At 72.3% G+C, this 24,805-nt stretch carries 22 protein-coding genes; 9 read left to right on the forward strand and 13 right to left on the reverse strand.

Features of this window, described 5'->3' with window-relative positions:
• The first annotated feature begins 44 nt into the window (after nt 1-44).
• From ACQB60_RS09540 to ACQB60_RS09550, 3 genes are all read left to right on the forward strand, one after another.
• The gene (locus ACQB60_RS09540; protein WP_496925399.1) at nt 45-1,070 is read left to right on the forward strand and encodes a terpene synthase family protein; all 1,026 of its coding nucleotides are present in this window, start codon (nt 45-47) and stop codon (nt 1,068-1,070) included.
• A 248-nt stretch (nt 1,071-1,318) separates the two neighbouring features.
• The gene (gene sph, locus ACQB60_RS09545) at nt 1,319-2,350 is read left to right on the forward strand and encodes a sphingomyelin phosphodiesterase (protein WP_496925400.1); all 1,032 of its coding nucleotides are present in this window, start codon (nt 1,319-1,321) and stop codon (nt 2,348-2,350) included.
• A gap of 116 nt (nt 2,351-2,466) precedes the next feature.
• Nucleotides 2,467-3,117, forward strand: coding sequence for a M23 family metallopeptidase (locus ACQB60_RS09550; protein ID WP_496925401.1), 651 nt, complete (start codon nt 2,467-2,469; stop codon nt 3,115-3,117).
• Between the two features lie 21 nt (nt 3,118-3,138).
• Here ACQB60_RS09550 and ACQB60_RS09555 read toward each other — a convergent pair whose 3' ends face one another.
• The 5 genes from ACQB60_RS09555 to ACQB60_RS09575 are packed head-to-tail and all read right to left on the reverse strand — an operon-like array spanning nt 3,139 to nt 7,575.
• The gene (locus ACQB60_RS09555; protein ID WP_496925402.1) at nt 3,139-4,419 is read right to left on the reverse strand and encodes a cytochrome P450; all 1,281 of its coding nucleotides are present in this window, start codon (nt 4,417-4,419) and stop codon (nt 3,139-3,141) included.
• Nucleotides 4,416-5,063 (reverse strand): GTP-binding protein, encoded by a 648-nt coding sequence (locus ACQB60_RS09560; RefSeq protein WP_496925403.1) that lies wholly within the window; start codon nt 5,061-5,063, stop codon nt 4,416-4,418. The genes ACQB60_RS09555 and ACQB60_RS09560 overlap by 4 nt, the downstream gene beginning before the upstream one ends.
• Nucleotides 5,044-5,415 carry a DUF742 domain-containing protein gene (locus ACQB60_RS09565; RefSeq protein ID WP_384828376.1) on the reverse strand — a complete coding sequence of 124 codons (372 nt, stop codon included), beginning with the start codon at nt 5,413-5,415 and terminating at the stop codon, nt 5,044-5,046. The genes ACQB60_RS09560 and ACQB60_RS09565 overlap by 20 nt, the downstream gene beginning before the upstream one ends.
• Nucleotides 5,412-5,822, reverse strand: coding sequence for a roadblock/LC7 domain-containing protein (locus ACQB60_RS09570; RefSeq protein ID WP_384828378.1), 411 nt, complete (start codon nt 5,820-5,822; stop codon nt 5,412-5,414). The genes ACQB60_RS09565 and ACQB60_RS09570 overlap by 4 nt, the downstream gene beginning before the upstream one ends.
• Nucleotides 5,823-5,826: 4 nt before the next feature.
• A complete protein-coding gene (locus ACQB60_RS09575; protein WP_496925404.1) occupies nt 5,827-7,575 on the reverse strand; it encodes an ATP-binding protein in 1,749 nt (582 codons plus the stop codon).
• Between the two features lie 584 nt (nt 7,576-8,159).
• On the opposite strand from ACQB60_RS09575, the gene lplB reads away from it, so the two are divergent.
• Nucleotides 8,160-9,278, forward strand: coding sequence for a lipoate-protein ligase small subunit (lplB, locus tag ACQB60_RS09580; protein WP_496925405.1), 1,119 nt, complete (start codon nt 8,160-8,162; stop codon nt 9,276-9,278).
• 27 nt (nt 9,279-9,305) lie between these two features.
• Here lplB and ACQB60_RS09585 read toward each other — a convergent pair whose 3' ends face one another.
• The 3 genes from ACQB60_RS09585 to ACQB60_RS09595 form a co-directional block, all read right to left on the reverse strand.
• The gene (locus ACQB60_RS09585; protein ID WP_496925406.1) at nt 9,306-9,986 is read right to left on the reverse strand and encodes a DUF4232 domain-containing protein; all 681 of its coding nucleotides are present in this window, start codon (nt 9,984-9,986) and stop codon (nt 9,306-9,308) included.
• 103 nt (nt 9,987-10,089) lie between these two features.
• The gene (locus ACQB60_RS09590) at nt 10,090-10,758 is read right to left on the reverse strand and encodes a response regulator (protein WP_496925407.1); all 669 of its coding nucleotides are present in this window, start codon (nt 10,756-10,758) and stop codon (nt 10,090-10,092) included.
• Nucleotides 10,755-11,966, reverse strand: a complete 1,212-nt coding sequence (locus ACQB60_RS09595) for a sensor histidine kinase (RefSeq protein WP_496925408.1) — start codon at nt 11,964-11,966, stop codon at nt 10,755-10,757. The genes ACQB60_RS09590 and ACQB60_RS09595 overlap by 4 nt, the downstream gene beginning before the upstream one ends.
• A gap of 342 nt (nt 11,967-12,308) precedes the next feature.
• Here ACQB60_RS09595 and ACQB60_RS09600 point away from each other — a divergent pair, with 342 nt between their 5' ends.
• Complete coding sequence (locus tag ACQB60_RS09600) at nt 12,309-13,211, forward strand: class I SAM-dependent methyltransferase (protein WP_496925409.1); 903 nt, start codon at nt 12,309-12,311, stop codon at nt 13,209-13,211.
• A 78-nt stretch (nt 13,212-13,289) separates the two neighbouring features.
• On the opposite strand, the gene ACQB60_RS09605 is transcribed toward ACQB60_RS09600, so the two are convergent.
• Nucleotides 13,290-14,258: a LysR family transcriptional regulator gene (locus ACQB60_RS09605; RefSeq protein ID WP_496925410.1), complete on the reverse strand. Its 969-nt coding sequence runs from the start codon at nt 14,256-14,258 to the stop codon at nt 13,290-13,292.
• Nucleotides 14,259-14,339: 81 nt separating this feature from the next.
• On the opposite strand from ACQB60_RS09605, the gene ACQB60_RS09610 reads away from it, so the two are divergent.
• The 3 genes from ACQB60_RS09610 (at nt 14,340) to ACQB60_RS09620 (ending at nt 17,738) form a co-directional block, all read left to right on the forward strand.
• Nucleotides 14,340-15,599 (forward strand): MFS transporter, encoded by a 1,260-nt coding sequence (locus ACQB60_RS09610; RefSeq protein ID WP_496925411.1) that lies wholly within the window; start codon nt 14,340-14,342, stop codon nt 15,597-15,599.
• Between the two features lie 96 nt (nt 15,600-15,695).
• Complete coding sequence (locus tag ACQB60_RS09615) at nt 15,696-16,346, forward strand: NAD(P)-dependent oxidoreductase (protein WP_496925412.1); 651 nt, start codon at nt 15,696-15,698, stop codon at nt 16,344-16,346.
• 201 nt (nt 16,347-16,547) lie between these two features.
• Entirely contained in the window at nt 16,548-17,738 is a 1,191-nt protein-coding gene (locus ACQB60_RS09620; RefSeq protein WP_496925413.1) for a glycosyltransferase, read from the forward strand.
• Nucleotides 17,739-17,800: 62 nt separating this feature from the next.
• Here ACQB60_RS09620 and ACQB60_RS09625 read toward each other — a convergent pair whose 3' ends face one another.
• Nucleotides 17,801-18,400, reverse strand: a complete 600-nt coding sequence (locus tag ACQB60_RS09625) for a hypothetical protein (protein ID WP_496925414.1) — start codon at nt 18,398-18,400, stop codon at nt 17,801-17,803.
• Nucleotides 18,401-18,480: 80 nt separating this feature from the next.
• Between ACQB60_RS09625 and ACQB60_RS09630 the strand changes: the two genes are divergently transcribed.
• Nucleotides 18,481-19,359: a 5'-methylthioadenosine/S-adenosylhomocysteine nucleosidase family protein gene (locus ACQB60_RS09630; RefSeq protein WP_496925415.1), complete on the forward strand. Its 879-nt coding sequence runs from the start codon at nt 18,481-18,483 to the stop codon at nt 19,357-19,359.
• Nucleotides 19,360-19,485: 126 nt separating this feature from the next.
• On the opposite strand, the gene ACQB60_RS09635 is transcribed toward ACQB60_RS09630, so the two are convergent.
• The 3 genes from ACQB60_RS09635 to ACQB60_RS09645 form a co-directional block, all read right to left on the reverse strand.
• Nucleotides 19,486-19,716: a DUF7683 domain-containing protein gene (locus tag ACQB60_RS09635; protein ID WP_496925416.1), complete on the reverse strand. Its 231-nt coding sequence runs from the start codon at nt 19,714-19,716 to the stop codon at nt 19,486-19,488.
• A gap of 125 nt (nt 19,717-19,841) precedes the next feature.
• The gene (locus ACQB60_RS09640; protein ID WP_496925417.1) at nt 19,842-21,008 is read right to left on the reverse strand and encodes a barstar family protein; all 1,167 of its coding nucleotides are present in this window, start codon (nt 21,006-21,008) and stop codon (nt 19,842-19,844) included.
• 101 nt (nt 21,009-21,109) lie between these two features.
• Complete coding sequence (locus tag ACQB60_RS09645; protein WP_496925418.1) at nt 21,110-24,610, reverse strand: ALF repeat-containing protein; 3,501 nt, start codon at nt 24,608-24,610, stop codon at nt 21,110-21,112.
• Between the last annotated feature and the right edge of the window lie 195 nt (nt 24,611-24,805).

A 24,805-nucleotide genomic window follows, 5' to 3' on the forward strand; every position in this document is an offset into this window, starting at 1 on the left:
GGGGTGCGGGGGGCTCCCCGCGCGTGCAGCACTAGGAGAAATGAATGCCCCAGGACGTCCGGTTCGACCTCCCCTTCACCACCCCCGTCAGCGGCCACCTCCACTCCGCACGGGAGCAACACCTGCGGTGGGTCTGGGAGATGGGGCTGGTGAGAAGCGAGGCCGCGTTCGAGGAGTATCAGTCCTGGGATCTGCCGCAGGCCGCGATACGCACGTATCCGTACGCCAACGCCGAGGACATGGTCGTCCTCATGAACTGGTTCTCGCTGGCCTTTCTGTTTGACGACCAGTTCGATGCGGCGCGTCCCGACCGCGCCGATCGCGTCGCCGAGGTCGCCCGTGAGCTGATCGCCACGCCCCTGCGGCCGGTGGGCAGCAAGCCCCGCGTCGAGTGCCCGATCACCGTCGCCTGGGCACAGGTGTGGGAGCGGCTCGCGGAGGGGATGTCGCTGGCCTGGCGCAGCCGGTTCGCCGCGTCGTGGGGGCGGTTCCTCGTCGCGCACACCGAGGAGGTCGATCTGGCCGCGCGCGGCGGGCACTTGGGGCTCGACGAGTACGTGGGGTTCCGGCGGCGCACCGTCGGGATCCACCACAGCATCGACGCGGGCGAGCGTGCCCGGCGCTTCGAGGTGCCCGCGCAGGCGCAGGCGCACCCCGTGCTGATCGGGCTGCGGGACGCGGCGGCGGACGCCATCGGGTTCATGAACGACGTGCATTCCTTTGAGAGGGAGAAGCGGCGGGGGGACGGCCACAACCTCATCACCGTCCTGCACCGCGACCGCGGCCACTCCCTCGCCGACGCCGAGGCCGAGGCGATCCGCATGACCAACGAACGGCTCGCCGACTACCTGGAGTTCGAGGCCCGCATACCCGAGATGTGCGAGGAGCTCGGGCTGAGTTACGAGGACCGGCGGCGCGTCGACATGGGCGTGGAGGCCGCACAGCACTGGATCAACGGGAACTACGAATGGGCGCTGACCACGGGGCGGTATGCCGCCGTGAAGGAGAGCGCGGCGGCCGCGGCCGAGTTGCAGGGGCGTGGGTCGCTCGACGATCTGCTCACGGTCTGAGGTTCGCAAGCACTGGGCCGTCGAGGCTCTGAGGCTCTGCGGCTCTGAAGCCATGGCGCCGTGAGGCTCTGAGGCTCTGAAGCCCTGCGGCCCCGATGCACATCGGTGGCCGGTCCCGCACCAGGTCCGGCCACCACTCCCACTCGCCCGCTCCCGTCCACATTCACGCCATCCAATGCCTACCCATAGGTAACTCCCGCTGCTTGGATGGCTGCGCTCCATGTCCCCCCACCACCCCGGGAGTTGCTGTGCCCCGTCCCCCGCTCCGCCGTGCCGCCCGAGGCGCCGCCCTCGCCGCGACCTCGCTGGCCCTCGCGGGCGCCACCCTCACCGCCGGGCCCACGCCCGCGTCCGCCTCCGCCTCCGCCGCGCCCGCCTCCGCCCCGGCACGGGACGCCGCGACGCCGAAGCTGAGCGTCCTCACGTACAACGTCTTCCTGATGAGCAAGAACCTCTACCCCAACTGGGGCCAGGACCACCGCGCCCAGGCGATACCGGCGGCGTCCTTCTTCAGCGGTCACGACGTCGTCGTGCTGCAGGAAGCCTTCGACAACTCCTCCTCCGACGCCCTCAAGAGCAACGCCGCCGACCGCTACCCGCACCAGACCCCCGTGGTCGGCCGCTCCAAGAGCGGGTGGGACGCGACGGGCGGGGCCTATTCGGCGACGACGCCGGAGGACGGGGGCGTCACGCTGCTCTCCAAGTGGCCGATCCTGCGCAAGGAGCAGTACGTCTACAAGGACGCCTGCGGCTCCGACTCCTACTCCAACAAGGGCTTCGTGTATGCCGTCCTGGACGTGAACGGCACCAAGGTGCACGTCGTCGGGACCCACACCCAGTCCACCGACTCCGGGTGCGGCAGCGGTGAGGCGGCACGGATCCGTGCCGCCCAGTTCAAGGAGATCGACGCCTTCCTGGACGCCAAGAAGATCCCGGCCGGTGAACAGGTGCTCGTCGCGGGCGACTTGAACGTGGACTCGCACGGATCCGAGTACTCCTCGATGCTCGCCGACGCGGGGCTCGCGGGCGCGGACTCCCGCACCGGGCACCCGTACTCCTTCGACACGAAGGAGAACTCGATCGCGCGCGACCGCTACCCGGACGACCCGAGCGAGGACCTCGACTACGTCCTGCACCGCGCCGGGCACGCCAAGCCGTCCGGCTGGACCAACGAGGTCGTCAAGGAGCAGTCGGCGCCCTGGACGGTCTCCAGCTGGGGCAAGGACTACACGTACACGAACCTCTCCGACCACTACCCGCTGACGGCCTCCGCCCGCTGACCGTCCCTGCCGCCGGCCGCAGGCCGCAGGTCGCCGGTCGCAGGCCGCCGTGGCGCGTTACCCCGGACGGCCCTGCCGGGGTGCACGTCGCGGCCGTCGCCAGTGTGCTGTCACAGATGGGTGACCACATAGACAGCCCGCGTATCGCGGGCAGCACACGACGTGACGCGCTGGGACTGGCCGCGGGCCTCCTGACGGGCGGCGCCCTCGCTCTGGGCGGCGCACCGCCTGCCGCCGCGGCCGAACCCGACGACGACTGCCTCGCCGACTACGACGCGGACTACGAACTGGCGCTCGCCCTCTCGGAGGCCGAGCTGCCGGAGGACTCCGCCGAACTGGAGCGGTACGGGCCACCGGGACGGTGCGCGATGCCGCTGCGGCGCCGCTTCCGCATCACCACGCGCTACGGGGTGCCCGGCAACTGGATCGCCGGGTACCACACGGGCATCGACCTGGCGGTGCCGCGCGGGACCCCGGTATACGCGGTCGGCGGCGGCCGCGTGGTCCTGGCCCGCTGGTCCGGGGCGTACGGCAAGGCGGTGACCATACGGATGCCGGACGGGCACTACGCCGTCTACGCGCATCTGTCCCGCATCTCCGTGCGCCGCGGGGCCCGGCTGCGCACCGGGGCCTACCTGGGCAGCAGCGGCGCGACCGGGCGGGCCACCGGGCCCCATCTGCACCTGGAGATACGGGCCCACCGCGGGTACGGGTCGGACGTCAATCCCGTCCAGTACCTGGCGCGCAGGGGTGCCCGGCTGCGCTGACCCGGCCGTCCACGCCCCACCTCACGCCGTCTGCGCCGCCGTGAACTCCACCGGAAGCCGGTCCAGGCGGGACTCCCACGTGGAGGCCGTGGAGGTGAGCTCCTCCGGGCCGACCGCGAGGCGCAGTCCCGTCAGGCGGTGCAGCAGGACGTCGACGGCCGTCGCGATGATGGCCTGGCCCATGCCCTGGCCGGGGCACTCGTGGGCGCCGCCGCTGAAGGCGAGGTGGGCCTGGTTGCCGTGCAGGTCGGAGGCCGTGTCGGGGCGGATCACCGGGTCGTAGTTGCCGGCCGTCAGACCGAGGACGAGCAGGTCGCCGGAGGTGATGTGCTGGCCGCCGAGCTCCAGGTCGGCGGTGGCGAAGCGGCCGGGGCAGACGGCGAGCGGCGGGGTGTTCCACATGACTTCCTCGACGACCGCCGAGACGTGCAGCTGCCCGCTCACCAGGCCCGCGAGGTGCGAGGGGTGGGTGAGGACGGACTGCAGGACGCGGGCCAGGAGGTTGCTGGTCGTCGTGTGCGCGGTGATGAGGACGAGGCGCAGATGGCTCAGGACCTCTTCCTCGTCGAGCTCGGCCGCGTGGTCGATGAGCCCGCTGGTGAAGTCCGCGCCCGGCTCGGCGCGCTTGCGCTTGGCGAGCTCCTGCAGGATCTCCATGATCCGCTCGTTGTGCGCGAAGCCCTCCTCGCCGCCCTTGATGACCTGGGCGCAGGAGGTGGCCAGGCGGCGCCCCTCGCCCTCGGCCAGGCCGAAGAGGCGGGTCAGGACGAGCATCGGCAGGTACTCGGCGTACTCGGCGACCAGGTCGGCGCTGCCCCGCTCGGCGAACGCGTCGATCTGCTTGTTGGCGAACCGGGTGACGTGGCGCTTGATGCCGCGGTCCGCGAGCGCCTGGAGGTTGTCGGTGACCGCGCGGCGCAGCCGCCGGTGCGGCTCGCCGTCCTGGGAGACGCAGTCGGGGCGCCAGGCGAGCATCGGGATCAGCGGGGACGAGCTCTCCAGGTTCCCCTCCTTCCAGTCCCGCCAGATGCGCGCGTCACGGGCGAACTGGCGCGGGTTCTCCAGGACCCGCCGGTTCTCCCGGTACCCGAGGACCAGCCAGGCGGGCACGTCCCCCTCCAGAAGGACGGGCGCGACCGCCCCGTACTTCTCCCGCAGCCGGTCGTAGACCGCGTGCGGGTCCGCCGAGACGCCCTCTCCGTAGAGGCGCGTGACGCCTCCCGGACCTGCCGGGCCGTCGTGCCGCACCGGGCAGCCACCCGCCGAGGGAGCAGCGGGAGGAGTCTGGGGCTGGTCGTTCACTGGGGCTCCAAGACGGTGGCGGCCGAGCGGTCCTTGAGGTGGCGGATCAGCGCGATGAGGACGTCGCGGCTGGAGGCCCGGTCGCGGGCGTCGCAGGCGACGACCGGGGTGGACTCGGGGATGTCCAGGGCCTCCCGTATCTCCTCGACGGGGTGGTCCTGCGAGTCCGGGAAGACGTTCAGGGCGATGACGAAGGGGACGCCCTGGCGCTCCATCTCCTCGATGGCGCGGAAGCTGGAGGCCAGGCGCCGGGTGTCGACCAGGACGACCGCGCCGAGGGCGCCCTTGAACAGGCCGTTCCACAGGAACCAGAAGCGCTCCTGGCCGGGCGTGCCGAACAGGTAGAGCACCAGCTGTTCGTTGATGCCGATGCGGCCGAAGTCGAGGCTGACCGTGGTCTCCTGCTTGTCGGCGATGCCGACCAGGTGGTCCACGTCGACGCTGGCCTGGGTCAGGGTCTCCTCGGTGGTGAGGGGCTTGATGTCGCTCACGGAGCGGACCATGGTGGTCTTGCCCGTGCCGAACCCCCCGGCGATCATCACCTTGACCGAGCGGCTGCCCGCGGCCAGGGAGTCCGCCGACGCCCCGCCCTGATGGGCGGCGTGGCCGGGATGACCTGGACGGTCAAAGCCTTTCAAGTCCACTGAGTACCTCCTCAAGGAGCGCGAGGTCCGGCCCGCGGCCGGGTGCGGAGACCGGGATGGGGTTACGGGCTTCCACCCGGCCTGCGTCCAGCAGGTCGGCCACGAGCACCGCGAGAATGTTGAACGGCAGCCCCAGGTGGGCGCCCAGCTCGGCCACCGAAAGCGGGTCGCGGCAGCGGCGCACGATCTCCTGGTGCTCGTGCTGCATGCCGGGGGCGGGCGCCGACCGGGAGACGATGAGGGTGGCCACGTCAAGCCCGGCGGCGGCCCCGCCCGGCCCGCTGCGCCCGCCGGTCAGGACGTAGTAGCGCTCGAGGCCGGACGGTTCGGTGGACCGGCGGGGGCCGCTCATCCAGGCTGCTCCTCCCGGCGCGGAGTGGTGCCGAGCAGCTCACCCATCCTGCGGGCCAGGTCTCTCATCTGGTGTCCGAGCAGGCCCTGGTCGAGGCCCTCCTTGGCGAGGACGCCCAGATAGGTCTCCACCCCGGCCCGCACCACGAACAGGTGCCCGCCGTCGACCTCGATCATCGCCAGGCGCAACTGGCCCCCGTACTTGGGGAACTGCTCGGCGACGGGCTGCGCGAGGGCCTGCAGCCCTGCGACGACGGCGGCGAACCGGTCGACGTCGTCCGGGTCGTCGGCTCCGTACGACGTGATGGCCTTGCCATCACTGGAGGCGACGAGGGCGAAGCGGATCTCCTGGATGCTCTCCGTCAGATCGCGGAGCGCCCAGCTCACGTCGGTCTCGTGTTGCGGCATGTGGCTAGTCGCTCCCTTCGGTTCGGGACGCGTCGCCGGGGGTCTCCGGGGACTCGTCGGTGTCGCGGCCGGCCGTGGCGAACGCCGCGAGGCCGGTGAAGGACGCGTCCGGCGGCACGGCCGACCGCTCCGGGCGGCCCGGGTCCGCGGCCGGCCGCGCGATCGGGTCGTGCTCCTGCGGAGCGGTCGCGCCGGCGGCCTCGGCGCGCTTGCTGCGGCGCCGGGGCAGGCCGCCCGCCGTGGTGTCGGCGTCGCTCATGTCGGCCGACTGCGGCTGTACGGGGACGGAGGCCGAGGCGGAGACGGAGGCGGCGGGCCCGGCGGTGGTGGCCGGAGCTGCGGCGGCCATCGGGGCCTCCGGCGCCGAGGCGGCCGGCAGCGGGCTGAAGTACTTGTGCGGCACGACGACGACCACGGAGGTGCCGAGCCACGGGGAGTCGGCGAAGGTCACCTTGATGCCGTACTTGCGGGCGAGGGTGCCGACGACGCGCAGGCCGAGGTGCGCGTCCTCGGACAGCCCGCCGAGACCGGCACCGGCGGCGACGCCCTCCAGTGACTGCAGGGCCTGCTGCTTCTTCTCGTCGGTGAGGCCCTTGCCCGCGTCCTGGATCTCGATGCCGACGCCGTTGGGGACCTCCTTGCCGGAGACCACGACGGGCTCGGTGGGCGGCGAGTAGCGGGCCGCGTTGTCGAGGAGGTGGGCGAAGATCAGGGTGAGGTGGTCCACCAGGCCGCCGTCGACGCCGAGTTCGGGGAGCTGGCGTACGTCGATGCGGTCGAAGTCCTTGATGCGGCCGATGCCGCCGCGGACGACGCCGAGCAGCCGCTGCGGCTCCTGCCACTGCCGTCCGGGCCGTACGGTGCCGCCGAGGACGCCGATGCTGGCGGCGAGACAGTCGGCGGGGCCGATCGCCTGGTCGAGCTCCATCAGGCCCTGGGCGACGGCGGGCACGCGCCCGTGCTCGCCCTGCAGTTCGTGCAGTCGCCCACGGATCTTCCCGGTGAGCACGTGGATGCGGTTGCCGATGCTGATGACGGCCTGCTCGGCGGAGGTGCTGCGGTTGAACTCCTCCTCGACGGCGATGAGGCCCGTGCGCAGGACCCGCCGCACGCCCTGCCGGAACTCCGGCGTGACGTCGGCCTCTTGATCCAGCGGGGGCAGTACGTCGTCGATGGCCTCGCCACCGCGCAGACCGTCGATGCCGGCGGGCAGGAAGTCCCGGCCGAGCCGGTCGAGCAGCTCCTGCTGGCGGTGCAGGCTGCGCTGGTAGGCCGTCACTTCCTGGGCGAGCCGGGCCTCGTGGGCGGCGACGGCGTCGGCGAGGCGGGCCTCGTGGTCGGCGGACTCATCGGCGAGCCGGACCTCATAGGCGCTCGACTCATCGCTGAGGCGCGCCTCGTAGGCAGCGGTCTCGTCGGCCATCCGCGTCTCGTAGGCGATGCGCCGCTCCTCGAACTGCCGCTCAAGGGAGGCCACATGCTGCTGCCACTGCTGGGAGTGGCTGACCTGGGTGGCGCGCGACTCCTCGGCGGCGCGGGCGAGGTCCTCGCGGGTGCGCAGCAGCTGCCGGACACATGCGGCGGCGGCCACGGACGCAAGGACGCCGAGTCCTGCGGTGGGTATTCGGGCCCCGTCGGACCCGAGGGCGACAGCGGCGACGGCGGCCCCGACGAGGCCGGCCGGCAGCAGCCACCAGCTGTACCAGGCGCCCGGTGCGCGGGCCGCCGCCGACGGCGGAGTGGCAAGTTCCATCTGCATCCTCAAACCAACGCGATCGAACAGTGGACAACCCCCCTGGAGGGAGCCGCACTCATCGCATCGGCCGGTGCCCCGGCCCGGCGGCACACGCCCCGATCACTTCCGTGATCCCCCGTACGACAGCGCGACGACGCCGAGTACACGACTGGTCTCAATCGCGTCAACTCGCAGCGCCGCAAGGGAGCTTATCTGGTTCCGCATACAAAAGATCAAGTCGCCCTGGTCGCACTGCCGGTGCGTAGGTGATCTTCAAGCCAGGCGGCCGAAAGTCGCGGTGGGCGTGGGGAGATGGGGATGGATGCAGGGGCCAAGCAGTGAGCGGGAGGGAGCGGCATCGACTCGAACCAGGCACACCCTTTTGATTCCGCATTAGTCCGGCATTGGTCCTGCATTGGCTCTGCATTCATCCCGCATTGATCCCGCATCGGCCCCTCAATGGCTCCGTACTCCAGGGCACCGGCCGTACGGGCGGGCCTCCTGGACCCGGTTCGCCCATCCTGAGCTAGCGTTATGGACGATTCGGACAATCGCCGTGGACCTGGATGGGTGTGCGGTGGGCCTGGAGGCGAGGCGACACAGTGCACGGTGAGTACAAGGTTCCCGGCGGCAAGCTCGTCGTGGTGGACCTGGACGTCGAGGACGGCGTGCTGCGGCGGGTACGGGTGGCCGGGGACTTCTTCCTCGAACCGGACAACGCCTTCGAGGCGCTCAGCCACGCCCTGGAGGGCGCCCCGGCCGACACCGACACCGCGGGGCTCGCCGCCCGCATCGACGCCGCCCTGCCCGAGGGCACCGTGATGTACGGCCTGACCTCGGAGGGTGTCGGCGTCGCCGTGCGCCGCGCCCTCGCGCACGCCACCGACTGGACCGACTACGACTGGCAGCTCATCCACGAGGGCCCGCAGTCCCCCGCCCTGCACATGGCCCTCGACGAGGTCATCACGACGGAGGTCGCGGCGGGGCTGCGGCCGCCGACGCTGCGGGTCTGGGAGTGGGCCGCGCCCTCCGTGATCATCGGCAGCTTCCAGTCCCTGCGCAACGAGGTCGACCTGGACGGCGCCGCCCGCCACGGCATCGAGGTGGTGCGCCGCATCTCCGGCGGCGGCGCCATGTTCGTGGAGCCCGGCAACACCATCACGTACTCCCTGTCGGTGCCCGAGGCCCTCGTCCAGGGACTCTCCTTCGCGGACAGCTACGCCTACCTCGACGACTGGGTCCTCGGCGCCCTCGGCGACATGGGCATCAAGGCGTGGTACCAACCCTTGAACGACATCGCGACCGACGCCGGGAAGATCGCGGGCGCCGCGCAGAAGCGGATGGTGGGCCCGGTAGGCAGGGGCGGGCCCGCAGGGTCCCCCGTTGAGGGCGGTGGCGGGAGACGGGCGGGCGGGCCCGGCGCCGTGCTGCACCACGTGACCATGTCGTACGACATCGACGCGGACAAGATGCTCGAAGTGCTGCGCATCGGCCGCGAGAAGCTCTCCGACAAGGGCACGAAGAGCGCCAAGAAGCGGGTGGACCCGCTGCGGCGGCAGACGGGGCTGCCGCGCGAGACGGTCATCGAGAAGATGATCGACTCGTTCCGCGGCCGGTACGGCCTGACGGCGGGCAAGGTCACCGAGGACGAACTGGCCCGTGCGGAGGAGCTTGCGCGGACGAAGTTCAGCTCGGCGGAGTGGACGGGGCGGGTGCCGTAGGGCGCGGGCGCCTTGGGCTGCGACGGGTCAGGGCTTCGCAGACTTCTTCCACGCCGTCGACCCGATCTTCCCCGTCGACCCGAGGTCGATCCCACCGTCCACCGCGAGCAGGCGCGCCACGCCTCCCGGGGTCGGGACCACCTTCAAGTAGGTGCCCTTGAGCGGGGGTTGGGCGGTGTTGTCGTACGTGTTGCGCCAGACGACCGCCGTCGTGGCCGTCTCGCCGCGCTTGAGGGTCACGGGGTGGGGGCCGGGGTCGTCGAGTCGGGTGATCGGTTCCGTGCCCTGGAGGACCTGCACGTGGAAGGGCTCGCGCTTGTCGCCGAGGACCTTGAGGGTGGGGTAGCCGTTCAGGCGGTACGGCTTGGTGGTGCAGTTGGTCAGCGTCACCGTCATGGCGCGCAGGCCCATCGCGGCGTCCACCGGGCCGGGTTCGACGAGGACGGCGGACTGGCCGTTCGCGCAGGCCCGTTCGTGCACCGACTGCGGCCGCGGCGTGGCACCGGGGCGGGCGCCGGGACGCACGTCGGGGCCCGGAGAGGCCGACATCTCGACGTCGTCGAGGTCGAAGGTGCGCGGGGACGCGGGCGTCTCGGGAGTTCCCCTCTTTTCGGCCGCCGGGGTGGACGAGGGGCCGCCGCAGCCGGTGAGGAGCAGGATGGCTGCTCCGCACAGGACGGCGGCGTGTTTGAGCGGTATGACGGTCACGGGGCGATCATGTCATGGCGTGTCACTGTGCCCCTTTTCCGGCCATATCCCGGACGTACGGGGCGCTGGTCGTCCCGTACAGGGCCTGCTCATCCCGTACGCGTCACTGCTCCGGGCCCCGCGCCGTCACCAGCCCCGACTCGTACGCGAACACCACCAGTTGCGCCCGGTCCCGCGCGCCCAGCTTCGTCATCGCGCGGCTCACATGTGTCTTCGCCGTGAACGGGCTGATCACCATGTGCGCGGCGATCTCCTCGTTGGTCAGGCCGCGTGCGGCGAGGACCGTCACCTCGCGTTCGCGGCGGGTGAGGCCCTCCAGGCCGGGTGGGGTGGAGCGGTCCGGTGGGCGGGCGACGAACTCGCCGATCAGACGGCGCGTCACCGAGGGCGAGAGCAGTGCGTCGCCACGGGCGACGACCTCGATGGCCTGCAGCAGGTCCGCCGGTTCGGTGTCCTTGAGCAGGAAGCCGCTGGCGCCCGCGCGCAGGGCCTCGAAGACGTACTCGTCCAGGCCGTAGTTGGTGAGAATGACCACGCGCACGGCCGCGAGGCGGGGGTCGGCGGCGATGCGGCGGGTCGCCTCGATGCCCGTCATGACCGGCATCTGTACGTCGACGAGCGCCACGTCGGGTATCTGTTCGCGGATCAGTGCCACGCCCTCCTCGCCGTCGGCGGCCTCTCCCACGACCTCGACGCCCTCCTCTGCCTCCAGAAGGGCACGGAATCCGGCCCGCATCAGCGCCTGGTCGTCGACGAGCGCGACCCGGATCACGTGCGCGTCACCCCTTGCCCAGCAGGGCGGGCAGGGGCGGTCGCCTCCTGTGAAGGAGGAGGAGCAGTAGGTGTGGGTGCCGTCGTCGTCGCCTTGCCCTCTCGCTCCCGCCCCTCTCGCTCCCGCCCCTCTCGCTCCCGTCCCTCTCGCTCCCGTCCCTCCGCCGTCAGCGGCAGCGACGCCCGCACCGCGAAGCCGCCCTCCTCCCGCGGCCCGGCCCGCAGCTCGCCGCCGAGTGCCGTGACGCGCTCGCTCATGCCGGTCAGTCCGGTGCCGGGTATGGAGGCATGGTCCGCCCTCGCCGCCCCGTCGTCCGCGACCCGGATCGTCAACTCCCGCTCGCCGTAATGGAGATGGACGTCGACTCGGTCCGGGGCGCCCGCGTGCCGTGCCGCGTTGGTCAGGGCCTCCTGGACGATGCGGTACGCGGCCAGGTCCAGCGGCGGTGACAGCGGGCGCTCGCGGCCGGTCACCGTCAGCTCGACGGGGAGCCCGGCCGAGCGGGCGCGCTCGACGAGGAGCGCGGGGCTGCCGGTGGGCTCGTCCGTGCGCAGCACGTCGAGGGTGGCGCGCAGCTCGCGCATGGCCTCGCCGCTCGCCTCCTGGATGGCGAGGAGTGCCGGGGGTATCTCCTCACCGCGCTTGCGGGCGAGGTGCACGGCGACGCCCGCCTGGAGCTTGACGATCGAGATGCTGTGCGTGAGCGAGTCGTGCAACTCCCTTGCTATGCGCAGCCGTTCCTCGCCCGCCCGGCGCAGGGCGGCCTCCTCACGGGTCCGCTCGGCCTCCAGGGCGCGCTGCTCCGTCTGGCGCAGATACGCGTGCCAGTTGCGGCCCGCGACGCCGGTGGCGACCGCGCACACGAACCAGCCCATCAGCAGCAGCGTCCGCTCGACCCCGTCGCCCTCCCCCACCTGTGTGGCGACGAAGACGCCGAGGAAGAGGAAGCTCGCGATCCCGGCGAACGTGCGGTGGCCCAGACGCGCCGTGGCGAACACCGCCACGATCATCGGGAACGCCGCGACCGCGCCCGGTCTGGCGTGGACCACATAGGCGAGGAGGCATACGAGGGTCACGACCAGGACCGCGCGCGGCGCCTCGCGGTGTACAGCAAGGGCCAGGGATCCCGCGACGATGAGCGCGATGTCGAGCGCCGTCGTCCCGTCCTCCGACGTCAGCGCGGCGAACACCACGGCCGCGGCGATCACGGCGCCGAGTACGCCACCAAGTGCCGTTTCGGCCAGCCGACTTCGCCATCGGTTCCCCCGTGCCCCCGATGGTGACGCCGACTCCGTGCGGGATCCCTGATCCCCCGGTTCCCCCTGCATGCTCCGCACCCTAGACCCCGCCACTGACAACGGCGTCGCCCCTGGGGACCGACCCCGCACTACTCCCCCGGTAGTACTCGGCGCGGCGGTCGGCCCACCCGGCGTAGGCCCGACTTCACCCGCCCATACGACGACCGGGGCACCCCGCCCGGCGAGCATCGACCCCATCACCACCGATAGCTCCGCTCACCATCCGCAGCACTCCACGAGGAAGGGCCAGCCATGCTCACCCAGAAACTCGGCGCCACGGTCAACTCCCAGCAGGCGCACGTCTGGAACGGTCCCGTCGGCACGCACTGGGCCGACCACCAGGACCGCTACGACACCATGCTCTCCGGCGTCAACGACGCCCTGTTCCACGCCGCCGCCGTCCGCGTGGGCGACCGCGTCCTGGACATCGGCTGCGGTGCGGGCGCGACCACCCGGATCGCCGCCCGGCTCGCCGCGCACCGGCACGGGCTCGGTCCGGGGCAGGCGCGCGGGCACGCCGTCGGCGTCGACATCTCGGCGCCGCTCCTGGAGCGGGCCCGGGCGAGCACCGCCGCCGAGGGAATCGCCAACGCCTCGTACGAACTGGCCGACGCGCAGACCCACCCCTTCCCTGAGGCGGGTTACGACGTCGCGCTGAGCCGTGGCGGGGTGATGTTCTTCGCCGACCACGCGGCGGCGTTCGCCAACGTCGCGCGGGCGTTGCGTCCCGGCGGGCGGCTGGTGTTCGTGTGTCCGCGGCCGGCCGACGGGGAGAGCGAGGAGTCACGGGCCCTCGGCCTGTTCGCGCGGCTGCTCGCGGAGAGCGGGGCGGAGAGCGGGGCGGAGAGCGGGGCGGACAGTCCCTCCCCGTCCGCCGTCGCGGCCCACACCGCCATGGCCTCGCTCTCGGACCCGGCCCGCATCCGCGAGGTGCTCGACGGGTACCGGGAGGTGGCGATCACGCACGTGCCGGTGGAGACGGTGTGGGGTCAAAGTCCCGCGGACACCGTCGAGTTCATGCTCTCCCGTACGCCTGGGCGCGCGATCCCGGCGGCCACGCGCGCCGCGCTGGAGGAGGCGTTCGCCCCGTACGCGACCGCGCGGGGCGTGCGGATGCGGGCGGGGGTGTGGCTGGTGACGGCGGTGCGTCCCTGATGCCGCCACTCCGGCAGCATCACGTCACCTGAGTACGCCGGTAGGCGAGGAGGTGGGTCACGATGCCTCTCTGGTTGATCAAGTGGTGGGGGCCGTCTCGGGGGCCGCTCTCATCGGCGCCGTCATCGGCGCCGTCATCGGGGCCGTCATCGGCACCGTCTCCAAGAACGCTGCCGCCGCCGGTGAGCGTCGCGCCTCGTTCCACACCAGGCGCTCCTCGCGCGTGGGCCCGTCGAGCAGCGGCACCACCGTCACCCCCGGCAGCCGCGACACGAGCCGTGACGGGAGCAGCGTGATGCCGAGGCCGCCGCGCACGAGGTCGACGAGGAAGCCGAGGTCGTTGGCCTCGAAGGCCACCTCGCGGCGGAGCCCCGCGGCCGCGAACGCCTCGTCTGCCTGGGCGCGCGCGGCGAGGCCCGCGGGGAAGTCGACGAACGCCTCGTCGACGATCTCCGCCAGCGGGACCGGGTCGCCCGCGGCCCGTTCGGCGCCCGACGCCCGTTCGGCGAGCGGGTGGTCCGGGGCCACGACGGCGACGTGGTGGTCGACGACGAGGGTGCGGCTCTCCAGGCCGGAGCCGACGTCGCCCCGGTAGGACGGGGGCACGCCGAGGAGGCCGAGGTCGAGGCCGCCGTCCCGGACGCCCCGTACGAGGGCCTCGCTCATGCCGTGCTGCAGGCGCATCGTCACCTGCGGATACCGGTCGTGGTACGCGCGCATCAGGCGGGGCACGTCGACCGCCGTCCCCGTCGCGATGGCTCCGACCGCGAGCCGCCCGCGGATCTCCCCGGTCGCCGCCGCCACCTCGGAGCGGGCCCGCTCGGCGGCCTCCAGGGCCTGGCGGGCGGCGGGCAGGAACGCCTCGCCCGCGGCGGTGAGCCGCACCTTCCGGCTCGTGCGCTCGAACAGCCGCGCCCCGAGCTCCTTCTCCAGCTTCCCGATCTGGTGGCTGAGCGCCGACTGCACGACCAGGCAGCGCTCGGCGGCCCGCGTGAAGCCGCCCGTCTCGGCGACGGCGATGACATAGCGCAGCTGTTGCAACTCCATGCGATCCATCGTGATACGCGATCATTTGGATGACAAGCATGTGTTGGACTCATCAATGGTGGCGGCCGCAGGCTTACTGCCATGACCTCAACGGGACAGACACCGACGGGACTTCGCGCCGAACCCACGGCCACCACGGCCACATCGGCCACCACGGCTGCCGAGGAGCCCCGCTCCGGCGGACCGCGCCGCGGCCTCCTCCTCCTGATGGCCGTCGCCACCGGCCTGTCCTGCGCGGGCAACTACGTCGCCCAGCCGCTGCTCGACCTCATCTCCCGCGACCTGCATCTCGGCAGCGTCCTCGCGGGACTCGTCGTCACCGCCTCGCAGGCCGGGTACGCGCTCGGCCTGATGCTCCTCGTGCCGCTCGGCGACGTCGTCGACCGGCGCCGCCTCGCGGTCATCCTGTTCTCGGCGACGGCGCTCTTCCTGACCGTCTCGGCCCTCGCGCCCACCGGCCCGCTCCTGCTCGCGGGCACCGTCCTCACGGCCCTCACCTCGGTCGGCGCCCAGGTCGTCGTCGCCCACGCCGCCGCGCTCGCCACCGCCGAGACGCGGGGCCGGGCCGTCGCCACCGTCATGGCGGGCGTCCTGCTCGGCGGGCTGCTCGCCCGCACCGCGGCGGGCGGGCTCTCCGAACTGGGCGGCTGGCGCACCGCGTACTGGGTCCTCGCGGTCCTCATGGCGGGCGCCGCCGTGGTCCTGCACCGCGTGCTCCCCAACCTCCCGGTCACCGCCGACCTGCGCTACCCGGCCCTGCTCCGCTCCACCCTCGCCCTCCTGCGCGACGAGCCGCTGCTGCGCCGCCGGTCCCTGCTCGGCGCCCTGTCCCTCGCTTCCTACAGTGTCCAACTCACCGCGCTCACCTTTCTGTTGGCAGGCTCCCCCTACAACTGGTCGGCGCCCGCCATCGGCCTGTTCGGACTCGTCGGGGCCGTGGGGGTGCTGTCGATGACGTTCGCGGCGCGGCTCTCCGACCGCGGCCACGTCCAGAAGGTCACCGGCGGCGCGACCGCCCTCCTCGTCGCCGCCTGGCTGATCCTGCTCGCCGGCGAGCACTCCCTGGCCTGGCTCGCGGTCGGCGTCGTCGCCCTCAACATCGGCCAGCAGGCCGTCCTCAACAGCAGCCAGACCGTCCTGTACGCGCTCCGCCCCGAAGCCCGCAGCCGCATCAACTCGGCCTTCATGACGAGCTTCTTCCTCGGCGGCGCCCTGGGCTCCGCGCTGGCCTCCGTGGTCTGGGCGACCGCGGGGTGGAGCGGGGTCTGCCTGCTGGGGGCGGGGCTTTCGGCGGGGGCGTTCGCGGTGTGGGGGTGGGAGCGGGGGCGGCACGCCCACTGAGCTCTCTTCCCCCCCCACCCGTCGTCCCTCCCTCCCCCTCCCCCTCACACACTCCCTCACGCACTCGCACTCGCACTCGCACTCAAGGAGAACGCCATGAAGATCACAGTCTTTGGAGCCGCGGGCACCGCAGGCAGCCGCATCGTCGCCGAGGCCCTGAACCGCGGACACGAGGTCACCGCCGTGGTCCGCGACCCGGCCCGGACGGGCGGGATACCCGCCGCCGCCCGCATCCGTACGGGCGACGCGTCCGACCCGTCCGCCGTCGCGGCGCTCGCCGAGGGCCAGGACCTGGTCATCTCCGCGACCCGCCCCGCCCCGGGCCGGGAGAGCGAACTGGCCGCCGTCACCAGGGCCTTGCTCGCCGGGCTGCACGGCACCGGCGTACGCCTGCTGTTGGTCGGCGGCGCCGCGAGCCTCACCCTGCCCGGCACGGACGGCACCGGCGGCACCACGGTCGCCGACGCCCCCGACTTCCCCGCCTTCCTGCGCCCCATCGCGCTGGCCTGCAACGAACAGCTCGACGCCGTCCGCACCACCGCCCACGACGTCGACTGGGCCTACCTCAGCCCCGCCGCCGAGCTCGAACCGGGCGAGCGTACGGGCCGGTTCCGGCTCGGCACGGACGAGCTGATCGTCGACGCGGAGGGGGTGTCCGCGCTGTCGATGGAGGACCTGGCGGTGGTGCTGGTCGACGAGGCGGAGCGGCCGAAGCACCACCGGGCGCGGTTCACGGCGGGCTACTGATCGCCTGGTCGCTGCCCCATCGACCGTCGGCCTCCTGGCCGTTGTCCCAGTCCGGCGTTCCAACCACCCCGCGTTCCTACGGGTCCGGGGTGGTTTTCGCGTTCCTGTGTCCCAAACCGTCCGGCTTTTGTGGCGGTTGGGACGGAACCTCCCGCAGGCTCACCCCGTTCAAGCAGCCCCCTAGGGCCTGGGAGAGTGTCCATGCCATTACGTCTGGCCATCACTGCCGAGCCGATCCCTTCGCATGTGTCCGCGCTCGATTACGTCACCGTCCCGGCCCGCCGACAAGGGCACCACGTCGCGCTGTACGCCCCGCTCATGTTCCGCGGCGAAGCCGGACGCCGAGGCGTGGAGTTCTACCGGGCCGGGCCCGACTGGACCTGCAATCCCATCGTCCAGCTGGCGGCGAGCGAGATCTGGAAGGAGTACGGGAACGCGCCCTTCAACCGCTACATCTTCGGCCGGCTCTGGCCGGACCAGGCCGGGGCCAAGGCCACCGAACTGATCGCCGCGTGGACCCGGACGCGGCCCGACCTGGTGATCGCCGAGTGCAGCGACCTCGGCGCGCACCTCGCGGCGAAGGTCCTGGGACTCCCCGTATACGCGGCGGACAACGGACTCGGCCCGATGCTCCTGGACCTCTGGGACACCGACGTCGCGCCCGTGCTGACCCCGCTCTACAAGCGCCACGGGCTGGACGCGGCCCCGGAGTTGCCGCCCCTGCTCACCCCGGCGCCGGTCCCGTGGTTCTACGGGACGCCGCCGGCTCCGTCCTCGGTGCGCGCGGTGCGACGCACGCTCGCGCCGTTCCGGAGCACCCTCCCCGATTCGCTGGACCACTCCCCCTCCTCCCCCTCCCCCCTCTCCTCCTCGTCTTCCTCCTCCCGCCCGTTCGTCTACGTGAGTCTCGGCACCCTGACGACAGCGATGACCGGTCTGCGTACGGTCGTGGGGAACCTGCACGAGAAGGTCATGGCCGCGCTCTCCCGCATCGGCGTCGACGCGCTCGTGTCCGCGGGCGACCTCGCGCAGGACCTGCGGAGCCCGAACCCCCGTATCAAGGTCGTCGAGCATGTCCGGCAGCCCGCGCTCCTGCACCACGCCGACCTGTTCGTGACGCACGGCGGCCGGGCGTCCCTGCTCGACGCGGTGCAGGCCACAACACCCGTACTGACCTTGGGAGTTCTGGCCGACCAGCCCGCCAACGCCGAGGCGTTCGCCCGGCGCGGACTCGGCCGCGCGCTGGACCTCACGGCGCAGCGCGCCGAGATCACGGACGCCGTCGCGGCCCTCCTCGGCGACTCCTCCTACAAGGCCGCCATGACAGCCGCCGGCGCCGAGCTCGCGCAGCTCCCACCGCTCGACGTCACGGGCCTGTGGGAGAGGGCGTGACCGGGCGTACCGGCATCCGGCATCCGCCATCCGCCATCCGGCATCCGACATCGCAAGACGGGCTACCCGGCCGCCGCCCCGCGTCGCACCAACGGCCGCGCATACGACACCACTTGCCACCCCAGCACCCCCGTGACCAGCGCCTCGGCCACCGACACCGCGAGCAGTAGCCCGCCGCCCTCCCCCTCGCCCGCCACCCAGTACACGCACAGCCCTGCCAGCGGTACGACGCAGAAGGCCAGCAGGTCGACGGCGCACTGGATGGCCTTGCGGGAGCGGCGGCGGACGTCTCGGCGGTGGGCCGTCTCCCAGCCGAAGACCTCCGCGGGCGGCTGTCCGCCCTCGGCGGGAAGAGCGGCGAGGGTGGCGAGCCGGGGTCCGAGGTCATCGCGGACGTAGGCGCCGATGGCCGAGATCTTCTCGTCGTTGACCAGGTAGGTCCAGCCCAGGATCGTGCACACGGGCGGCAGCGCGAGCAGCATCGGCACCCGCCCGGTCTGCGCGGCGGCGGCGCTCACCGCCGCGACGGCCGCCAGCGTCACGTACAGGAGGTTGTCGCGGAACCCTATGCGGGCCTTCTGTTCATCCTTGACGGTCTGGTACTCCGTGAGCAGCAGTTTCCCCATCGTGACGTCCGGCTCGCGCCGCGCCCCGTCCCCCATGTTCCCTCCCGCATCGGCTCCCCCACCGCCCCCGTACGAGCGAGCAACCACGCCCGGGACGATGCCCTACCGTCAACACCGTGACAGACGCGACAGACATCGCAGACACCAACCGTCCCACCGTCCTGGTCCTCGCGGCGCTCCCGTCGGAGTTTCTCGCCATGCGGCAGCACCTCACGGACGTCGAGGAGCGCGAGGCCGAGGACGGCACGCTCGTCGACTACGGCACGCTCCCCGACTCCCCGTGGAACATCGCCCTCGTCGAGCTCGGCGAGGGCGCCGCCAACGCGGCCGCGCTCACGACGAGCCTGGCCTCCTGGCTGCGGCCCCGTGCGGCGGTGTTCCTGGGGGTCGCGGGCAGCCTCAAGGAGGACGTCGGGATCGGGCACGTCGTGGTGGCCACCAAGGTGTACGGGGTGCACGGCGGCAAGGTGACCCCGGAGGGCTTCGACGCGCGGCCGCAGGCGTGGCCCACCTCGCACCGCCTGGTCCAGGCGGCCCGTGCGGCGCTGCGTGCCTCGGAGTGGCAGGGCCTGGTCCACTTCAAGCCGGTGGCGGCGGGCGACGTGGTACTCAACTCCCGCGAGAGCACCCTCTCTTCGCAGCTGCGCCACCACTACGGCGACGCGGTGGCCATCGAGATGGAGAGCTCCGGCTTCGCCCAGGCAGCCCATCTCCGCGACCAGATGCACATGCTGACGGTGCGTGGGATCAGCGACCTCGCGGACGGCGCCAAGCACGCGGCGGACGCGGCCGGTTCGCAGCCGTACGCCGCGGCGCAGGCGGCGAAGGCGGTGGCGGCGCTGCTGCGCAAGCTGCGCCCGTTCGGCGACGCGCAGCCCGACTCCGCCTCGGCCTCGCCCGCCACGCCGGGCAAGCGCGTGTACGGGGGCGACCACATCGACTTCAGCGGCAGCACGTTCCACGGGCCGGTCACGGGCAAGCGCACGGACCGCTGACGGCGGCCGACGGCCAACGAGTGCTTCTGACCGACCAGTTCACGGGAGGACGACCGTGACGCCACGGCATTCCAGGTGCCGCACGCGGTCCCACCGAGAGGTGTCCCGGCGGGGCCGCGCCGCAGGTCATGCGTCGACGGCCTCCAGGAAGTACTCGTAGGAGTCCAGGTCGAGGATCACGCCGGCGAGCCGCCCGAGCGCGGCCGCCTGGCTCTCCTCGAGGGGGTACACGTCGACGAGCCGGTCGGCCGGGATGCCCACCACGTCGGCTGCGGCCTCCAGGCCGATCCCAGAGACATCCAACTCCCGCTCAGGAGAGTCGGAGTCCTTCCTGTAGACGGTGATAAGGATCTTCACGGGTCACCTCTCGCTACTTGGCGTCCTGGGCTTTGCTCTGAGCGTCACGCAGTGCCGTTTCACCGGCTCCCGCTGAAGATCGTTGGCGATCACTGGCTGCCGATGAGCCAGGCTGATCGCTCAGTTCACCGCAGAACCACCGTGACGCCACGGCCTTCCAGGTGCCGCACGATCTCGTCCAGGTACGTGACGTCGTCGCCCATCGACTCGCGGGCGGCCTTCGCGTCGTGCCAGTGCAGGGTGAAGGGCGGCGCCACCCCGAAGCCGCCGGCGAGACAGTCCGTGAAGGACTGCCAGTCCGAGCCGTAGTACGCGCCCGGGCCACGGAGCGCCTCAGCCAGCGCACAGTGCAGGCCCTCGACGTCCGTGACGAAGCGGCCGTCGAGATGATAGGTCCCGCCCACCTCGTCCACGTCCGGGGTGGCGGTGTGGTGGTAGGCGAGCCTGGTCCACGCCCGCCTGCCCTCCGCGTCGTACGGGGCCCACAGGTTGGGCTCGCTCGGGGCCCCCTCGTACCAGGCGTCCCAGACCGGACGGACACTCGGCGACGGCGGGTCCTCGACGCCGTCGGCGAGCGTGATGTCGAGGAGGTCCTCCCCCAGGGCGGACGGGCGCGACGACACGAGGTCGAGCGCCAGGGTCCGGTTCTCCATGGGGCGCCCGCGTCGATCGAGCGCCCAGAGTTGCAGCCACTGCATCCGCTGCGGGTCGCGCATCGCCTCTCGCAGGAGCTCCGTGGGCTCGCAGCCGATGAGCTTCATGGGCGTGCCTACGGGCTCCGGCCGGTCCACTCGCAGGCCCTCAACTCCCGTGCAGGAGCCGAGGGAGAGGTCGCCCGACGCGAACAGGCCGTAGCGGGCGGCAGACGCAGGCAACTCCCTATGGCCCGAATGGTCCGAGTCGGAGTGCGCGTCCGGGTCCGTGACCGCGGCTTCGACCACGACGTCGACCAGGGAGCCGTCGCCGCCGGAGGGTCGATGCCCGGTCACCACCACGTCGGTCAGGTCCCACCACTCCACCGGACGCTCGCCGTTGGAGATCTCGACGCACACGTCGCCGAGGCGGGCCACTTCTCCGGCGGGCTGCTGGAGAGCGTCACGCAGGGGGCCGTCCGGACTGCACCCGAGGAAGGTGAGAGTCTCCCTCGGCAACGGGACGGGGTCCACGAACAGCCCCTCGACATCGGCGCAGCCTCCCCAGGGGTGCTCCTGCCCCGCGCGGTCCTCGGCCACAAGTACGTACGTCAGCGGGATGCTGCGTTCCCACGTCCAGCGGCCGTTCTCGACCTGCATTCTTCTGTGCTCCATTCTCACGTTCTCGATATCGGACCTGTGGGGGCAGTAGGTCCCCGCCGTGGAATGAACGGCGGGGACCCACTGCCCCATGTCAGGAATCAGCCGCGCGGCTTATACGGCATGATTTTGGTGTAGTCGTGGTTGTCGACCCACCCGATGTCCCCGTACTTGTTCACCAGGATCCGGTATCGGTTTCCGCCCCCGTCGATATCGTAGATGTACGCGTCGCCCCACTTCCGGGCGATGGAGCGCGGTGTGTTCTTGCGCACCGTGAACTTGTCCGGTCCCCCGTCCTCGCCCACTCGTGGCCGTCGTCCGTTCTTCATGACGTCCTCGACGCCGTCGTGGACGATGTTCGGAGTCTCCGGGGGCTGCTGGCCTCCGCCCCGCTTGCCGCGGGCCTCGCGGAGCGCCGTCCCCAGACCTTCGTCGAAGCGGCCGATGCCATCGGCTGTGGTGAACGCGCCGCCGACGACCAGGGTGGTGCTGGCGGCGATGGCGGGGGCTCCGGCGAGGCAGCCGATGCCGGTGATGCACAGCGCGCCGCCGCCGATGTCGCCGCCCGCGCCGCCCACCATCATCACTACACCGAGGGCCGATTCCGCGGCCCCGGCCCAGACGTCGGGGTTGGTGAGGATGGACGAGCCGTAATCGGCGACGGTGCTGAGCGAGTCCTTCAGCCAGCCGGGAACCCAGCTGTCGTCCTCATGCTTCGCGGCCTCCTGCGCCTCGGCGTACTTCTTCCGCCACAGCTCCTGCAGCTCGCGCCATTCCGCCTCCTCCTTCTTCTTTTTGTCGGCGATCGCATAGGCGTCCTGTGATGCCTTGTCGGCGGCTGTCGCGTCCTTTCCAGCGGCGGTCGCCGATGTGCGTGCCCGATTGGCCGCGATCCAGGCGCTGTCAGCGGAGCCGCGGGCCCTGTCCGCCGAATTCTGCGCGGCCGCGGCCGAATTGATGGCGTCGGCCGCGGCCCTGTTGGCATCAGCCTGTGCCTTACGAGCAGTCCTCGCCGACTCCCTCGCCTGATCCGCCGACGCCTCCGCGGCCTTCGCCGACTTCTTCGCCTGGGCGGCGTACTCCCTGGCCTCGGCCTCCGAGTCCTTCGCCCGCTTGGCGGCCTTGTCGGCCTCGGCCGCGGCCTTGTCGGCCACGGCGGCGGCGCGTGCCGCCTCGGCGGCGTCCTTGCGGGCCGTGGCCGCGACGCCCGACGCCTCGGCGATGAGCCGTTGCACGTCCGCGACGTGGGACGCGGTGAGCTTGTCCCTGCGGGCCGCCTGGTACTGGCCGGTCTGGACGAAGGCGTGCATCAGCTGCGGCGGGCCCGCCTGGGCGACCTTCACGGCCGCCTTGACCTCGGGGCCGCCGACACCGGCCAGCTGCACGGCGCGGACCTGTTCGTCGGCCTTGCGGGCCGTGAACTGGCCTTCGTTGAGGAACGCGGCGAGCTTCGCGGGTGCCCCGTCCTTGAGTGCGGCCCGTGCGGCCTCCTTGACCTCGGTGCCGCCGGTGCTCGCGATCTGCACCACGCGTTCGCGGAAGTCGCCGGCCGCGGCCTCGTTCCCGCCGCTCACGAGGAAGGTGTGCACCTTCCCCGCGTCGCCGGCGAGGGCCTGCTGTGCCGCCTTGCGCACCGCGGCCGACCGGGGGTCGTCCGCGAGGCGTTCGACGCGGGCGCGTTCGTCCTGCTCGGCCGCCTTCTTCCAACCGGTGCGCAGGTACTGGGAGATCGCGTCGTCCGAACCCGCGAGGGCGACCTCGGCCGCGGCACGGCTCCAGGGCCCGCGGGTCTTCATGGCGATGACGGCGACCCTGCGGCCCTTGGCCGCGACCTCCTTGGTGTCCACGCCGGGCTTCGCGGCCTCCGCCGCGAGGCGGCCGGCCTCGGCGTCGAGGTCCTTGGCCTCCTTGGCGGCGCGGTCCCGGTCGGCGGTACGGGTGTCGTCCGCCTCCTTGAGGTCCTTGGCCTCCTCGACTCCGGCCGCGGTGCGGGTCTTGAGCTCCTCGGCCTCGATGGTGCGCGCCAGGTCGTGGGCCGCGGTGGCCTTCTTCACCGCGTCGGTGGCGGCGTCCGCGGCGCCCTTGGACGCCTTGGCGTGCCGCTTGGACTCCGAGGCCGCCTTGTTCGCGTCGCCCGCGTGCTTGGCGGCCTTGTCCGCCTCGGCCGCCGCCGAATCGGCGTGGTCGGCGGCCGAGTCGGCCGCGGTCCTCGCCTCGTCGGCGGCCTTGCTCGCGCGGCCCGCCAGCCTGGCGGCCTCGTTCGCGGCACGGGTCGCCTCCCGCGCCTGCCGCCGGGCGGAGGCGGCGGCGAGCCGGGCCCGCCGGGCCTCCGCGCCCGCCTGGTCGGCGTGGCCGCTCGCCTCGGTGGCGGCGTCCGCCGCCGCGTCGGCGTTGGCACCGGCGCTGGCCGCCGCGTGGGCCGCGTTCCCGGCTTCCTTGGCCGCGGTGCCGGCCTCCTTGGCGGCTCCGGCCGCCGCCCGCGCGCCCTTGGCCGCGCCGCGGGCCTCTTCGGCCGCCTTGCGCGCGGCCGACGCCTTTCCCGCGTCCGACGCGGCGTCCGCCGCCGCGTTGCGCGCCCGGCTCGCCGCCTGGGCCGCACCGGCCGCAGCGGTGGCGGCCTGCGAAGCGGCGCTCGCGGCGATGCGCGCCGCGCTGTTCGCCGCCTGGGCCGCGTTGATGGCCTGCTGGGCGGCCCGGGCCGCACCGCTGGCCGCGGCCGCGGCACGTCCGGCCGCGTTCGCCGCGCGGACGGAGTCCTTCTTGGCCGCCGCGGTCTCCTCGGCGGCCTTCTTCGCCGCCTCCTTGGCCAGCCCGGACGCCTCCACGGCGCGCGCGGAGGCGTTCTTGGCCGCCTGCGTCTCCCGCTTGGCGAGCTGTCCGGCCTCCTTGGCCTGCTGCGCCAACTGCGCGACGGTGGCGCGCTCCTGGTCGCGGGAGCGGGCCGTGTACTGGCCCACGTCCAGGAACTCCCGTACGTCCTCGACGCCGCCCTTGAGCGCGACCCTCGCGGCCTGCTTCGTGGCGGGGCCGCCGATGCTCATGAGCTGGACGATCCGCACGCGTTCGTCGGCCTCGCGCGCGGTGTACTGCCCGTCGTCGAGGAACTTCCTGACGTCGTCGATCGAGCCCTTCAGCGCGGTCCGCCCGGCTTCCTGGACCTCGTTGCCGCCGGTGCTCATGACCTGCGTGACCTGGACCCGCTGGTCCTTCTCCAGCGGGACCTTCCAGCCGTCCTTGAGGAACGCGCGGAGCTCTGCGGGCGATCCGTTCAGGGCCGTGCGCGCCGCGGCGCGGACTTCCTGGCCACCGACGGCGGAGGAGATCTGGACGATGGCGACCCGCTCGTCGCTCTGTTCGGCGACCGGCTTCTCGCTGTCCAGAAATCGCCGTACGTCCGTGTCGCTGCCCATGAGGGCGGCTTCGGCCGCGGCCCTGACACCGGGACCGCCCTGTTTCCACGCCTCGACGACCCGGCCCCGGTCGGTTGCCGGTATGGGGCTGATGATTTCCGGTTCTTCGCCCCCGTCCCGGTCGGCCGCATGGGCCGGACTGGTGCCGATAATTCCGGCCAGGAGCGCCATCGGAAGGATGGCCGTACTCAAAGTTCTCAGGCCGCGCACACTATGCGGCCAGGTTTTCCCCGCCCAGTTCGAGCGGTTACTACGCCTCACGAAGCAGACCCTTCTTGCTTGTTGCGAATTGCCGCGAACGGCGCCGCGAGCATAACGCTCCATTTGGATTGCTTCGAAGGTGACTTGACGACGCATCAGAATGTAGATGGCGCATGCACGCGGATG

The sequence above is a fragment of the Streptomyces odontotermitis genome (assembly GCF_050510915.1).
GTDB lineage: Bacteria > Actinomycetota > Actinomycetes > Streptomycetales > Streptomycetaceae > Streptomyces.

Excerpts from the sequence above, each read along its gene's own strand:
- ACQB60_RS09540 (WP_496925399.1), top strand. The coding sequence starts at position 45 with ATGCCCCAGGACGTCCGGTTCGACCTCCCCTTCACCACCCCCGTCAGC.
- ACQB60_RS09550 (WP_496925401.1), top strand. The coding sequence starts at position 2,467 with ATGGGTGACCACATAGACAGCCCGCGTATCGCGGGCAGCACACGACGT.
- ACQB60_RS09565 (WP_384828376.1), bottom strand. The coding sequence starts at position 5,415 with ATGAGCGGCCCCCGCCGGTCCACCGAACCGTCCGGCCTCGAGCGCTAC.
- ACQB60_RS09570 (WP_384828378.1), bottom strand. The coding sequence starts at position 5,822 with ATGCCGCAACACGAGACCGACGTGAGCTGGGCGCTCCGCGATCTGACG.
- ACQB60_RS09575 (WP_496925404.1), bottom strand. The coding sequence starts at position 7,575 with ATGGAACTTGCCACTCCGCCGTCGGCGGCGGCCCGCGCACCGGGCGCC.
- ACQB60_RS09600 (WP_496925409.1), top strand. The coding sequence starts at position 12,309 with ATGCTCACCCAGAAACTCGGCGCCACGGTCAACTCCCAGCAGGCGCAC.
- ACQB60_RS09605 (WP_496925410.1), bottom strand. The coding sequence starts at position 14,258 with ATGGAGTTGCAACAGCTGCGCTATGTCATCGCCGTCGCCGAGACGGGC.
- ACQB60_RS09610 (WP_496925411.1), top strand. The coding sequence starts at position 14,340 with ATGACCTCAACGGGACAGACACCGACGGGACTTCGCGCCGAACCCACG.
- ACQB60_RS09615 (WP_496925412.1), top strand. The coding sequence starts at position 15,696 with ATGAAGATCACAGTCTTTGGAGCCGCGGGCACCGCAGGCAGCCGCATC.
- ACQB60_RS09620 (WP_496925413.1), top strand. The coding sequence starts at position 16,548 with ATGCCATTACGTCTGGCCATCACTGCCGAGCCGATCCCTTCGCATGTG.
- ACQB60_RS09625 (WP_496925414.1), bottom strand. The coding sequence starts at position 18,400 with ATGGGGGACGGGGCGCGGCGCGAGCCGGACGTCACGATGGGGAAACTG.
- ACQB60_RS09640 (WP_496925417.1), bottom strand. The coding sequence starts at position 21,008 with ATGCAGGTCGAGAACGGCCGCTGGACGTGGGAACGCAGCATCCCGCTG.